This is a genomic window from Erysipelatoclostridium sp. MSK.23.31 (assembly GCF_019125875.1).
In the GTDB taxonomy this organism is placed as follows: Bacteria; Bacillota_I; Bacilli_A; order Erysipelotrichales; family Coprobacillaceae; genus Thomasclavelia; species Thomasclavelia ramosa.
Window position 1 is genome coordinate 64,041 of sequence record NZ_JAHOCB010000008.1, and the last position, 13,643, is coordinate 77,683.

Below are 13,643 nucleotides of genomic sequence, written 5' to 3' on the forward strand. Positions count from 1 at the left end.
CTAAATAATTATTTTGCTAATGCTTTTTTTGCTGTATTTACAATTGCAGTAAATCCTTTAGGATCACAAATTGCGATTTCAGATAACATTTTACGGTTAACTTCAACGTTAGCTAATTTTAATCCGTGCATTAATTTTGAATATGAGATATCATTTAATCTTGCAGCAGCATTGATACGTGCAATCCATAATTTTCTCATATCTCTTTTTACTTGTCTTCTATCTCTATATGAATATGCTAATGAATGCATAACTTGTTCATGAGCAGTTTTATATAATGTATGTTTTGATCCAAAATATCCTTTGGCTAATTTTAATACTTTTTTTCTTCTACGTCTTGTAGTAAATCCACCTTTTACTCTTGCCATTTGTTTCTTCCTCCTATGTCAATAATTATTTTGCTAATCTAGATTTAATTCTCTTGTAGTCTGATGCACTTACTAAAGTAGCTTTAGCTAAGTGTTTCTTTTGTTTATGAGTTTTATTGTGAGATAAATGTGATACATAAGCATGGCTGCGTTTTAATTTACCGCTACCTGTTCTTTTTAAACGTTTTTTAAGACCACTATGTGATTTCATTTTTGGCATGATATATTCCTCCTAAATTATTTTTTCTTTGGTGCAATTATTGCAGTTAGAGTTCTACCTTCTAGCTTAGCTGGTTTTTCAATTTGACCAACTTCAGCACATTCAGCTACGAAGTCATCAATAACTTTTTTCCCAAGATCCATATGAGCTAATTGTCTTCCTCTAAATCTAATTGCAATTTTAACTTTGTTACCTTCTTCTAACCATTTCAATGTTCTTTTTAATTTTACATTTTTATCATGAACATCAATAGTTACCGATAATTGAGTTTCCTTTAAAGCAACCACTTTAGAATTACGTTTCATTTCTTTAGCTTTCTTTTGTTGTTCGAAACGATATTTACCAAAGTCCATAATACGACATACTGGTGGTTTACCGTTAGGGGCAACACACACTAAATCAAGTCCTGCACCATAAGCAATATCAATTGCCTGGTTACGACTTTTGACACCTAATTGATCACCATTTTGATCAATGACTAGTACTTCTTTGAAACGAATTTTTTCGTTTACTAACTCATCCGGTTGTTTTGGTTTTCTGTTATCAAATCTGCTAATAAAAGCCACCTCCATTTTAGTAGTTTAAACAAAAAGTGAGCACACTGAGTACCCACACATTGACATTAAGATAGTTTATCTTAGCGACATTTGCCTATCGACATAATCAATCAGGCGAGAAGTAGGCACTTCTTCTTTCCACTACTTTTCATTTACTTGAGTATATTATCATTTTATTTAATTAAAGTCAACCCATATTTAAAAGATTTATTCATCTTCATCTATTTGTAAATATTTAAAGTATCCAAACACCGAAAAGACTATCAATACTATTAATGCAAACATTTCATCACCACTAATAATATATGTAATCCCAATAAAATTATTACTTGTTTTTATGATTATGTTTAAATACTTTCCATTCTACAGCAATTATATTTATTAATAAATATAAACTTAGCCAAATTCTTAATATTTTCAATATCAAGATACCACCATTTATTTCTCACTTAGCGACCGCTTGCCCCCTAGTTCTTCTTGTGTCAAATTATACTGCGCCCACAGCCTCTTGCTACTATAGCATATCGACTAAATAGAAGCTAGAAAATGCCTTGCTACTTATCATAACAAGACATTATTTAAACATTTTTTTAAATTCTTCTGGTACAACCGCTTTAAATTCCATTCTAGCTTTTGTATCCGGATGAACAAAGGCGAATACATGACTATGAAGTCCCATTCGTTTAATCGGATTAGTTGTAGCACCATACTTTTTATCCCCAACAATACTATGACCTAATGATTGCATATGGACCCGAATCTGATTTTTACGACCCGTTTCAAGAAATACTTCAATCAATGAATTATATCGTGATTCTTTTAATACTTTATAATTTGTAATCGCCAATTTACCTTTACCATTATTAGCAATATAAACCATTTGTGTCTTACTTTCATCAAGGTGATTTTTAATCGTTCCATGCTTCTTTTTAAGCTTTCCTTCAATAATTGCCAAATAACCACGCTTATAAACAATATCATTCCAATTATTTTGTAATTTATTTTTAATTATTTCATTTTTAGCAAACAACAGTACCCCCGATGTTTCTTTATCAAGTCGATGAACAATAAAAACACGGGCATTTTTATTTTTACTTTTAAGATACTCTCCAACTAAATGATAAGCTGTTTTTTCTTTTTCATTTCCTCCGGCCATACTTAATAAACCAGCCGGTTTATTAATAACGATCAGTTCTCTGTCTTCATAAATAATATCTAGACTTGAATTATTATTAGGATTACGATCAACAACAATCTCATCATCCCGTTTTAATGAATAATCAAACTGACTAATCACTTGCCCGTTGACAGACACCTGCTTAAATTTAAGTAAATTTTTAACATTCTTTTTATTATAGTGATTTAATAAAAACTCCATTAACGTAGAATCTGTCTTCACTAAATACTTATTCATCGATTTTTTCCGCCTTAACTGCCATTCCAGAAACTTGACACTCAATCATATTGTTGCCAAGGTTTGTTGTTGTAAAGCGAACATTAATGATTGCTGAAGCATGTCTTCGAGAAGCTTGAGCAACTGTTTCTGCCATCGCTTCTTGTCTTGCTGTATCTAACATTTCTTCAATATTAGTATTATCACTAGCAATTGCCTGATTCATGATTTTACTGCTAAAAACGATTCCCAGACTCTTTGTAATTCGGTATCCGGGTAAATAATCAATCGTACTTACTTCAATCATATCCATTATATTTTCCTCCTTATAAGAAAAGGTTACTAAAGTAACCTATTTCATATCAATGATTCGATGAGTATTAAATAATACAACTACAACTTCTATTAAATAAATTACTAATGCCAGCCACCAAGGAATAATAAATAAAACAGCTAAGATCATTAAGATTACATTAATAAACAATCCTACAAAAATATTTTCAATCGTAATATATTTTTGTTTCTTAGAAATCATGAATGTTTCAATAACGGTATTAAGATCAGAATTCATCAGCATAATATCACTATTTTCAATCACTTTTTTATCTTTGATGCCACCACGGCTAATACCTACATAAGCTTTTTGCAATAATGCAATATCTTTTGAATTATCACCAATATAAGCAACTGGTCCAGCAATACTTGCTTTATCCATTACTTCTAATTTTTCATCAACTGTCAAATTATTATAGATTCGATACTGATCATTTTCAAGATCAACTGGTCCATCATTGAAAATAATCAAGCCAACATGTAATTTTGATAATTTAGCGAATAATTCCATTTCCTCTTCAGTTACTTCAACTCCATCAAAACGATCATAAATAACTGTTCGACATAAATTCAAAGCATCTAAACCACTATTTTCTTTAATAACAATATTTTTAGAAAAAGCTTTAGCCACTCCTGATAGAACAGCAAAAGAAGAAGCCTGCTTGTAAGCAAAAGAACCAGAAATTGTTATTAAAATAGCCCCTAAATAAATATATTTAAAATTTGCTTCAAAATTAAGAATTGGCACTAATGTTGCACAAATAATTCCTGCGACGACTAAAAGAACTGTATCAATCTTACTGATTAATTCTACCAGCCTATGCGTTCTTGAAGAACCAACAGGTGCCATTGTCGCAATTTCTAAGACTCTGCTCATTGCACTGCGATCATACGTATATAAAATTTTAATTTTCAAAGTGTCTTTAACATTGACACTTCCACTTTGAACTTCACTTCCGGCTTTAACTGGCTCTAAAATATCTGATCCATTAATGGCAAACATATCTAATTCACTTTCACCCGAAGCAATCTTGCCACCTAGAGGTATCGTTTCTCCAGGTAAAACTACGATCACATCACCAATATCAAAATCTTCTAAAGAAACCATCTCATATTCATTTTCACCAATTTCTCGACGTCCCAATTGAATTGGGTTGATCTCGTCATCAATTTTCTCCATCGTTAAATTGATTAAACGCATCAATAACCGTTCTCCAACTTGGTAAATCAAAGAAACCACGATAGCCTCAATATAAGCACCATAAACCCATCCAAATAAACAAGCTAGATTAATTGTAATATTTTCACTTAAGAATTGTTTAACTTTTAAATCTTTATATGCTTGAACCAAGGTCTTTTCATTAAAAATAATCAAAGCAATCAGCCAGGCAATATTAGTTATAAAATTAGGATCATCTTTTGTAACTAATCCAAGTGCTAAAGCTACAAATAATCCTGCAATTCTAATCATTGTATTTAAATATTTTTGTTGAAAAATATCTTGTGATTTAAATGGCTTCTTCCATTGCTCCACATCAATTTTAGGATTAACTTTATCAACTAGACGATTTAATCGCACTAAAATATTCTTTTGACTAGTTGTGACTTTAAGTAACTTATTAGTAAAATCAAGACTAACATTTTCATAGGCTGAATATCGTGAAATAACTTCCTCAATTTCTTTTGCCTCTTCTTCTGTCTCTAAATTAGTAAACATAAAAATATGTTCTACTTTTTGTTCTGGTGCCACGAATTCACGCTTACGTGAGTTGATTTCCTCTTTTAAAACAAGATTTTCATCATGATTATTCAAAACCGCCTGCACATTTTCAGGATCTTCACAATAAAATGAAATACCTGTTTTTCCAATCTTGATTCGTGAAACTTCTTCCATTTCGTTTAAGAGGAGGCTGACCTCATTTAATTTATCATTATCATTTATATTATCAATATAGAAATTACGAGCCATAGTAATCTCCTTTCCAATAGTCACCTAATTTTAGCATATCTTCAAAAAAATTCCAACTCTACTCATTAACACCATAAACTAACTGTAAAATTTGAGGATAATAGCGTTCAAATTGCAATGCATCAATTTCCGTTGGATAAGACATTAAATGAAAATACAGACGATGTTTTAAGTTACGCACAGGTGGTACAAAATAATCATGCTGATCATTTAGCACTAAGCCATTTCTTTGATAAAACGCAATCCGTCGACGACTTTGCTCATCTTCTGGATGTTCAACTTCCAAAATAACCGGTTTCCCTGCCGTCTCCATAAAATGTTTTAACATCTTACTTCCCAAACCTTTGCCTTTTTGATTACCATCTATTGCAAAATAATCAACAAAAGCAAATTCTCCACCATCATAATGTGATAAAATACCTTTAATTTCATCATCTTCTTTTAAAGTCAAAACTTTAAAATCACCATTAATAAAAGTCTCTTTCATATAATCATATTCTTTGATTTCTTTACTAGGAAAATTTCCTAAAATAACTTTATAAAAATCATTAAATTCTGCTAATTTTAAATCTTCAAATATCATTTTCTAACCCCCGTTTTTTTATTTATTAAAACAAAGTTTTCTTCAAATTCCTCTTTAGTACATGACAAATCAAACTCTTTACCATATATTTTATAATTTACCTGAAGCTGACCACTATCACGAATCACACAATCGTAAACTTGGCCCTTAGTAAATAGATCCCGCTGTTCTTTACCAATTACAATATTCATTGTCTTGATACAACGACACACGCGACGTTTTCCTGTATTTGCGATAGTAATCACCTCTTTTCTCATTCATTATAACATGATAATTAAAAGAAAAGTAAGAATTAGCCCTGCTAATTCTTACTGAATTCCAATAACTCTAAATCAGGATTCTTCTCTGTAGCCCAACGAACGCCCCAATCATTAGTAAACAATAATAAATGTTGTCCTTTTAAATCTTGTACTTTTTTTGTATCACTAGATAAATTTAAAGCTTTTAAATCGCATCCCTCTTTAACCCAGCGCACATATTGATATGGTAGCGGCTGCTTGATTATCTCAACATTATATTCATTCTTTAAGCGATATTCTAATACTTCGAATTGAAGTACCCCAACGACACCAACAATAATTTCTTCCATTCCACCGCCTAATTCAGTGAAAATTTGGATTGCTCCCTCTTTAGCAATTTGTTCTACACCTTTAACAAATTGTTTTCTTTTCATCGTATCTTTATTACGAATCAATGAAAAATGTTCTGGAGCAAAGGTAGGAATACCTTCAAAAGCAAATTTAGCTTTACCTGTTGTAATCGTATCTCCAATCGAAAAGATCCCTGGATCAAAAACTCCGATGATATCTCCAGCATAAGCTTCATCAACTTCTTGACGTTCATCAGCCATCAATTGTTTTGACTGATTCAATTTTATTTTACGACCACCTTGATAGTGATATACTTCCATCCCTTTAGTAAATTTACCAGAGCAAATTCTAAAGAAAGCCATTCGGTCACGATGTGCTTTATTCATATTAGCTTGAATCTTAAAAACAAAGGCACTGAAATCTTCACTAAATGGATCGATTGTTTTTTCACCAGTACTTCGTGGTAATGGTGGTGTTGTCATTTCTAAGAAATGTTTTAAAAATGGTTCGATTCCAAAGTTAGTCAAAGCAGAACCAAAGCATACTGGAGAAAGTTTACCTTGACGCACTTTTTCTAAATCAAAATCATTTCCTGCCATATCTAATAACTCAATATCTTCCTGCAGCTTATTATATAATTCTTCATCTAATTCATTAATTAATTCAGGATCATCATATTTCATTATTTTAGTATCAACTTCTTTACGCCCGCCATCAACAGGGATAAAACGGATTACTTCCTGATCATGCCGTTCATAAACACCTTTAAACTGTTTTCCAGAACCAATAGGCCAGTTAACTGGACAAGTATCGATCCCCAATTCTTGTTCGATCTCTTCCATTAAATTATATGGATCTTGAGCTTCACGGTCCATTTTATTGATAAAAGTAAAAATTGGGATATTACGCATCGTACAAACTTTAAATAATTTACGAGTTTGATCTTCGACCCCTTTACTTGCATCAATAACCATAACTGCACAATCAGCTGCCATTAATGTACGATAAGTATCTTCAGAGAAATCCTGATGACCTGGTGTATCTAAAATATTAATACAAAAACCATCATAATTAAATTGCAATACAGATGATGTTACAGAGATTCCTCTTTGCTTTTCTATTTCCATCCAGTCACTTGTTGCATGTCTGCTGTTCTTTTTTCCTTTTACGGTACCTGCCTGTTGAATTGCCCCTCCGTATAATAAGAATTTTTCTGTTAATGTTGTCTTACCAGCATCGGGATGGGAGATGATGGCAAACGTTCTTCTTTTTTCAACTTCTTTGATAAAATCGCTCATTTTTATATCTCCTTGCAAGGATTAATCATATAGATTTATAATGAATTTGTCAACCGAAATCTATTTACTCAGACTGTTTAACGGAGTCTTCGTAATAATGAAAGCAAAGACAGTGAAGATTACAAATCCACCGATTATCACAAACGGATAAACTATTAATTTTCCCGATTCAATCAATAACGGTAAAATTGCTAAGGCACCAGCTGGCGGAAAATATAATTTAGTAATTTTCATAATGCTCAACATGGTCATTACAATTATAATTGCACTAATAGTTAATGGCAAATCACCAATCTCACTTATCAAAATTCTTCCATAAGCACCACTAAATGCACAAATAAAGGTAACAAATGCTAATTTAATCGAATTATGACGCAACTTTGGGTGATTACTACTCAATTCAACAAAAGCAACTATCAAGGGTGGGGCAATCAAAAACGGTAATTTTAATTGTAAAGCAATAAAAGCCGTTAATGCTAATGCACATAACCGTTTTAAATTTAAGCTATAGGTTTCTTTAACTGCTGCAGTAACCGGATGATATTCCTGAACACTACGATAGCCGCCCTTCTCTAAATATTGTTGCCCGATTACAATCAAAATACTCATTGCAGTAGCAAAAAGCGGATACAACCATGACTCACTATTAATAATAATTGGTAAGATCGTTGCAGATATCAATGGAGCAAACGTCGTTTTAGATAAAAATAATCCCGTCACACATACTACAAAGCCAATTAAAATTTTAAAATAAATATCAATATCTACATATTTAACCAAAATAATCCCTAACGACGCATAAGCCGCAATTAAAAAAACCAATTTAATTTTATTAGTTTTCCATACTTGTTTAGGCGCTAACCATGCTCCAATCGTCAATGCCGTAATTTCTGGAAAAATAAATTCTTTTTCATGAAACACTTCTGACATCAAGATCATTAAAGCTACTAGCAAGATCGTCATTATCTGGGGAACAATACTTTTCTTTACTTCCATCATTTTCACCTCAATAGAACTCATTCTATTACAAAAAGCGAGTATAGTAAATAAGAAAACGATATAACCTAACCGTTATATCGTCATTTCTTAAAATACAAAATTTCCGTTTTCAAATATCCTTACTACTTGACCATCTTTTGTTTCTCCCACAATTTTCAAATCACTAGTACCAATCATAAAATCAACATGAGTTAATGAATCATTGACTCCCTTTTCCAACAATTGTTCTTTAGTCATTGTTAAACCACCTTGAATACATTCACTAAAGCCTTTTCCAATTGCTAAATGACATGAAGCATTTTCATCAAATAAAGTATTATAGAATAATGTTTTCATATTAGAAATTGGCGAATCATATGGTACCAAGGCAATTTCACCCAAATAAAGACTACCTTCATCAATACTCAACATCTCTTTTAAAACCTCTTTACCCATTTTTGCATCAAAATCAATAATTCGACCATCTTTGAATTCCATTTTAAATTCATCGATCAAATTACCATTATAATTTAATGGCAGAGAACTATACACAACCCCATTAGTCCCATTACGATATGGACTTGTAAAAATCTCCTCGGTTGGCATATTTGGAAAAAAATATTGTCCTTTAGTCGTATAAGAACCCCCACCAGCAAATAGGTAACCCTCGTTTAAGGTAACAGTTAGGTTTGTTCCAAGCGAATTAGTATAAGTCAATGTATTTAAATTCAATTTATTTAAATATGCTACTCGAGCTTCAAAACTTTTACGATGTTCCTGCCAGGCAGTCAAAGGGTCATCATCTACGACTTTAACCGCTTTAAAAATAGCATTCCACAACGCCTCTACTGCCTCACTATCAGACATATCAGGATATACTTTATTTGCCCATTTAATTGAACTGCCAGCAACAATGCACCATGTATTTATCCCCAAATCAAGGCTATCATAAAATGGTTTACAAGCAGTTGATACACTTTTTGACCACAATGCGATCTTTGCAGGATCGATTCCTTTAAAGCCTTCAGGATCATCACTAATAATTGTTAAAAAGGCAGCCTTTTTAGCAGCATAATCATTTCTAAATTCTTTAAACCACGTTGGAACATGAGCAAACGCTTCTTTTTCAAGATATTTATATTTATATCGTGAAACAACTTCATCATTATATTTTACAACCACTTCCCTAGCTCCAGCCGCATATGCCTCCTTAGTTACTAAACGTACTAATTCAACACTCTCAACAGGTGCATCGATTACAACAATTTGAGCTGGCTGAACATTTAAACCAGCTTTAACGATCAATTGTGCATATTTTGATAATTTTTCTTTAAACGACATCTTTATCTACCTCTTTCCATCAATTTATTATAATCAATCTAAACTTCTTTATACCTCTTTATCGAGCTTATTCAACTCTTCAATCGCCTCTTTCATTCCTTTATTGGCAGCCTGCTTAAAATACTCTTTGGCTTTTTGTTTATCTTGATTAATTCCATCTCCATAACTATACATATAGCCAATCATAAAACTAGCATCATAATACCCACGTTCACTAGCCTTTAAAAACAATTTAAAAGCTGAAGCTTTATCAACTGTTGTTCCAATACCATAAAAATAACAACGTGCTAAATTATATATTCCCGGTACATATTCATCACTTGTTGAAGCAAGATAGTATTTGAAAGCTTCATCTAAATTTTTATATCCACCAATTCCATTTTCAAGATATATTCCATACATATTCATAGCTGGTCCATAGCCTTGATTAGCAGCAATCTGCAAATAAGTAAAAGCTTTATCTGGATTTTTAGCAATTACTTTACCTTCATCTAAATATAAAGCCATCCGATACATAGCTCGGACATCATTTTGATCAATTGCAGCTTCATAATATTTAATTGCCTTTAAATCATCATGATACTGTTCATTATGCTCATAGATCAAACCTAAATTATAAAGGGCAATTCCATAATCTTGATGACTTGCTAATTCATAATACTCAATTGCTTTATCAATATCAACATCCACTCCATTACCTTCTTCATATGCCAAAGCTAGATGATAAAGACCCGGAGCATAATTAGCTTCTGCAGCTTTTTGATATAACTTAAAAGCTTGATGATGATCAACATCCACTCCTTCTCCATGATCGTATAAGTAACCTAAATTACATAAAGCCCGCGGATAACCTGCATCTCCAGCCAAGCGATAATAGCGGACAGCTTCATTTAAGTCGACATCTATACCAATTCCCATTTCATAGCAATATGCTAAATTACATTGGGCTGGAGCATACCCTTGATTAGCTGCTTTATTATATAGCTCAATTGCTTTGATTAAATTTTGTTTAACTCCAAAACCACTTTCATAACAGTAACCTAGTGCTACGATTGCCTGAACATCATTTTGTTTACTTGCCTGACGATACCAATATGAACAGCGATATGGTGCATTTTTAATTTCAGGATGATTCTCATAAAAATAACCCAACCAAAACTGTGCTCGCGAATATCCTTGACGTGCAGCTTTTAAATAATTTTGACGTGCAGCTTTTAAATCAATATCAGTTCCTTGACCTAATTCGTAGCACGACGCTAACGCAATTAAAGCAGGAGCGTAATTAACTTGACTAGCTTGATAATACCAATAAAATGCTTTAACAAAATCTTGAATTGTTCCTAATCCATTTTCATAACAATAACCCAGACGGTGTTGAGAACGTTCGTGCCCTTGGTTCGCAGCTTCTTCGTAACATTTGAAAGCACGTTCAATATCTTGTTCAATTCCTTCACCAAATTCTAAACAAGTTCCTAAGCTATACAAAGCCTCACTATACCCTAGTTTAGCCGCCTGATAATAATAATTAACAGCACGTGGAAGATCAACAGCAGTTCCATGACCGTATTCGTAACAATAGCCTAAATTACAAATAGCACGAGCAAATCCAGCTCGAGCCCCAAATTCATATAACTCAAAAGCTTTCTGATAATCTTGTTTCACACCGATTCCTAACTCATAGAAATATGCTAAATTGCAGCTTGCGACAACATTTCCTAAACTTGTTGCTGATTGATAATAACGAAAAGCCTGATAATGATCTTGTTCGACACCTAGTCCACGTTCATATAAATAACCAATAATGCAAACACAATCACTATTATCCACCTCTGCTCCCTTTTTAAAATACTCTAAAGCTTCCAGATATTCATGTTTATCAAATAATTTCAAACCTAATTCATACAATAATTTACCACTGACATTATTTATATTTTGTAAACGATCAACTTCATCAACCATCAAAAGACATAGGTCAATACCAATTATCTTTCCTTGATTATCCTCAATAAGATATTGTTCATAATCTAAATATTCACTTTCATTGATTACTTGCAATCCTAATCTATTTTTAATCTCTTCTACACGTTTTTCTAAAAATTCAATATTATTATCTTGATCATATAATGTTATTACTTTTAAAAGAGCCGTTTTCTCAACACCAATCGATTGATGTTTAATTTTTATCAATGATTCTTGATCATGAATTTCTACCAGTTCTTCAAACAACCATTGATTAAATAACGGCTCATAACTTTTAACACGATCTTTTATATCCATACTTACCTCCTTTCGATAGAGAAATAAGCAGATATTGTTATCTGCTTACTGTCCATTAATCATATGAGATATCTCTTTTGAATACTTTCCTAAAATTGCACTAACCTTGTTACTTGTTTGAACGATTCCAGAAGCACCAAGTGCTTTTAACTTATCTAAATCAACCAAACTATCATCATTTACAAAGAAAGTGACTTTTGAAGAAGTAGCTGTTGTTTCTTTAATATTCGTCTTACCGCCGACAGCTTCGATAATACTATTTACATCAACTGGAATATCAGCAGCTGATACTTGCTTTGGTTGCTTATTCTTCATTACTTTTAGGAAAATAAACACTAATATTACGATTACAATCAGTGCGATTATTCCATATAATAAATATTCATTCATTAAAATATACCCCCTATTAATTACCATTTAATTATAGTATACTATACCATGATAGAAAAAACTATCATTTTTATAAGGAGGGATTTTGTGGAAGAAAAAGAAAAATCCGTTATCTGTTGGCCATTAATCGGTCTATTACTATTGCTTTGTTTCATTAGCTGTCTGGGAATTAAAAGCGCCACTCCTTTGATTACTAAAGGAAATCCAAGTGGCTATTGGATTAAACAGCTAATGTTTTATGGAATATCATTTATCTTGATGTTTATCGTTTATAAAGTCTCCAACGATCGAATCTATTCATCGATGTGGATCATTTATGGAATTTTAATGGTTTTACTAGTTGGTCTTGCTATTGATCACTTTGCATTTACGCGATTTGGAATACATATTGTTCCTTTAGCTAAATGGGCGGGTGGTGCCACATCCTGGTACAATCTCAAAGTATTTGATCTCCAGCCATCAGAGTTTATGAAAATCATCATGGTGGTTGTCATGGCGGATACAGTCGATAAACATAATAATCGCTATTTAGTACATAATATTCATAATGATTGTTTATTGATTGGTAAGCTCTTAGCTATTTCCTTACCACCTTGTATCCTCGTTTATTTACAAAATGATGCCGGAGTAACAATGATCATGCTTGCATCAGTAGTATTCGTTATTTTTATGTCCGGTATTCAAGCCGGCTGGTTTATCATAGGGGGGATTGTAGTTGCAATCATCCTTGGGATTGGAGTTTATCTATTCTTATACCAACATGATATTTTTGCTAGTTTAATGGGAGGAGACCATAAATTAAATCGTTTCTATGGCTGGGTCGATCCCGAGGGTACCTATAATGATCAAGGCTTCCAACTGTTTAATGCAATGTTATCATATGGAACTGCCGGCCTATGGGGACATGGTATGGGAACAGCTATCATTAATCTTCCTGAGGCACAAACAGACTTTATTTTCGCTGTTATTGCCTTAGGATTTGGATTTGTCGGTGGCGGTTTCACTATTGCAGTTGTCTGTGTACTTGATGCCTTATTAATTAGAATTGGTTTTAAATCTAAAAATAATCGGGATAAATATCTTACAGCCGGAATCTTTGGTCTACTTATCTTCCAGCAAGTTTGGAATATCGGAATGGTTTTAGGACTATTTCCAATTACTGGAATCACCTTACCATTTCTATCCTACGGTGGTTCATCACTTCTTTCATATATGATTGCAATGGGAATTTTCTTAGATATGGAACGACAAACGCGAATCCTCGAAGGAAAAAAGCGCTATTAACTTATTAATTATATAAGATGATTTATTAAATGATAAATCATCTTTTTATTTCGATAAAAAAG

14 protein-coding genes and 1 other annotated feature are annotated in these 13,643 nt (G+C 32.4%); of the genes, 1 reads left to right on the forward strand and 13 read right to left on the reverse strand.

The window, feature by feature from the left end; translation table 11 throughout:
• Window positions 1–8 precede the first annotated feature (8 nt).
• From rplT to KSU54_RS05760, 13 genes are all read right to left on the reverse strand, one after another.
• Complete coding sequence (gene rplT / locus KSU54_RS05700) at window positions 9–368, reverse strand: 50S ribosomal protein L20 (protein WP_003538541.1); 360 nt, start codon at window positions 366–368, stop codon at window positions 9–11.
• A gap of 25 nt (window positions 369–393) precedes the next feature.
• On the reverse strand, window positions 394–588 hold the full coding sequence (gene rpmI / locus KSU54_RS05705) for a 50S ribosomal protein L35 (RefSeq protein ID WP_003538543.1): 195 nt from the start codon (window positions 586–588) through the stop codon (window positions 394–396).
• A gap of 17 nt (window positions 589–605) precedes the next feature.
• A complete protein-coding gene (gene infC / locus KSU54_RS05710; RefSeq protein WP_003538545.1) occupies window positions 606–1,160 on the reverse strand; it encodes a translation initiation factor IF-3 in 555 nt (184 codons plus the stop codon).
• Between the two features lie 6 nt (window positions 1,161–1,166).
• Window positions 1,167–1,288, reverse strand: a sequence feature (ribosomal protein L20 leader region).
• 431 nt (window positions 1,289–1,719) lie between these two features.
• On the reverse strand, window positions 1,720–2,559 hold the full coding sequence (locus KSU54_RS05715; RefSeq protein WP_003538547.1) for an RluA family pseudouridine synthase: 840 nt from the start codon (window positions 2,557–2,559) through the stop codon (window positions 1,720–1,722).
• Complete coding sequence (locus KSU54_RS05720; protein WP_003538549.1) at window positions 2,552–2,851, reverse strand: YbjQ family protein; 300 nt, start codon at window positions 2,849–2,851, stop codon at window positions 2,552–2,554. The genes KSU54_RS05715 and KSU54_RS05720 overlap by 8 nt, the downstream gene beginning before the upstream one ends.
• Window positions 2,852–2,890: 39 nt before the next feature.
• Entirely contained in the window at window positions 2,891–4,840 is a 1,950-nt protein-coding gene (locus KSU54_RS05725; RefSeq protein ID WP_117792022.1) for a P-type ATPase, read from the reverse strand.
• A gap of 58 nt (window positions 4,841–4,898) precedes the next feature.
• Window positions 4,899–5,423 carry a GNAT family N-acetyltransferase gene (locus KSU54_RS05730; RefSeq protein ID WP_003538554.1) on the reverse strand — a complete coding sequence of 175 codons (525 nt, stop codon included), beginning with the start codon at window positions 5,421–5,423 and terminating at the stop codon, window positions 4,899–4,901.
• The gene (locus tag KSU54_RS05735; RefSeq protein ID WP_008792100.1) at window positions 5,420–5,668 is read right to left on the reverse strand and encodes a hypothetical protein; all 249 of its coding nucleotides are present in this window, start codon (window positions 5,666–5,668) and stop codon (window positions 5,420–5,422) included. Before KSU54_RS05735 ends, KSU54_RS05730 begins: the two co-directional genes overlap by 4 nt.
• 56 nt (window positions 5,669–5,724) lie before the next feature.
• Complete coding sequence (locus KSU54_RS05740; protein WP_008792101.1) at window positions 5,725–7,311, reverse strand: peptide chain release factor 3; 1,587 nt, start codon at window positions 7,309–7,311, stop codon at window positions 5,725–5,727.
• A gap of 60 nt (window positions 7,312–7,371) precedes the next feature.
• Window positions 7,372–8,307 (reverse strand): hypothetical protein, encoded by a 936-nt coding sequence (locus KSU54_RS05745; RefSeq protein WP_224209070.1) that lies wholly within the window; start codon window positions 8,305–8,307, stop codon window positions 7,372–7,374.
• Between the two features lie 90 nt (window positions 8,308–8,397).
• A complete protein-coding gene (locus tag KSU54_RS05750) occupies window positions 8,398–9,630 on the reverse strand; it encodes an aminopeptidase (protein WP_003538562.1) in 1,233 nt (410 codons plus the stop codon).
• Window positions 9,631–9,678: 48 nt separating this feature from the next.
• Complete coding sequence (locus tag KSU54_RS05755; protein ID WP_117792021.1) at window positions 9,679–11,907, reverse strand: tetratricopeptide repeat protein; 2,229 nt, start codon at window positions 11,905–11,907, stop codon at window positions 9,679–9,681.
• Between the two features lie 45 nt (window positions 11,908–11,952).
• Entirely contained in the window at window positions 11,953–12,297 is a 345-nt protein-coding gene (locus tag KSU54_RS05760) for a PTS transporter subunit EIIB (RefSeq protein ID WP_054322667.1), read from the reverse strand.
• Window positions 12,298–12,384: 87 nt separating this feature from the next.
• On the opposite strand from KSU54_RS05760, the gene KSU54_RS05765 reads away from it, so the two are divergent.
• Window positions 12,385–13,581, forward strand: coding sequence for an FtsW/RodA/SpoVE family cell cycle protein (locus tag KSU54_RS05765; protein ID WP_008792105.1), 1,197 nt, complete (start codon window positions 12,385–12,387; stop codon window positions 13,579–13,581).
• Window positions 13,582–13,643: the final 62 nt, after the last annotated feature.

Coding starts and splice junctions, on each gene's coding strand:
- rplT (WP_003538541.1), bottom strand. CDS start 368: ATGGCAAGAGTAAAAGGTGGATTTACTACAAGACGTAGAAGAAAAAAA.
- rpmI (WP_003538543.1), bottom strand. CDS start 588: ATGCCAAAAATGAAATCACATAGTGGTCTTAAAAAACGTTTAAAAAGA.
- infC (WP_003538545.1), bottom strand. CDS start 1,160: ATGGAGGTGGCTTTTATTAGCAGATTTGATAACAGAAAACCAAAACAA.
- KSU54_RS05715 (WP_003538547.1), bottom strand. CDS start 2,559: ATGAATAAGTATTTAGTGAAGACAGATTCTACGTTAATGGAGTTTTTA.
- KSU54_RS05720 (WP_003538549.1), bottom strand. CDS start 2,851: ATGGATATGATTGAAGTAAGTACGATTGATTATTTACCCGGATACCGA.
- KSU54_RS05725 (WP_117792022.1), bottom strand. CDS start 4,840: ATGGCTCGTAATTTCTATATTGATAATATAAATGATAATGATAAATTA.
- KSU54_RS05730 (WP_003538554.1), bottom strand. CDS start 5,423: ATGATATTTGAAGATTTAAAATTAGCAGAATTTAATGATTTTTATAAA.
- KSU54_RS05740 (WP_008792101.1), bottom strand. CDS start 7,311: ATGAGCGATTTTATCAAAGAAGTTGAAAAAAGAAGAACGTTTGCCATC.
- KSU54_RS05745 (WP_224209070.1), bottom strand. CDS start 8,307: ATGGAAGTAAAGAAAAGTATTGTTCCCCAGATAATGACGATCTTGCTA.
- KSU54_RS05750 (WP_003538562.1), bottom strand. CDS start 9,630: ATGTCGTTTAAAGAAAAATTATCAAAATATGCACAATTGATCGTTAAA.
- KSU54_RS05755 (WP_117792021.1), bottom strand. CDS start 11,907: ATGGATATAAAAGATCGTGTTAAAAGTTATGAGCCGTTATTTAATCAA.
- KSU54_RS05760 (WP_054322667.1), bottom strand. CDS start 12,297: ATGAATGAATATTTATTATATGGAATAATCGCACTGATTGTAATCGTA.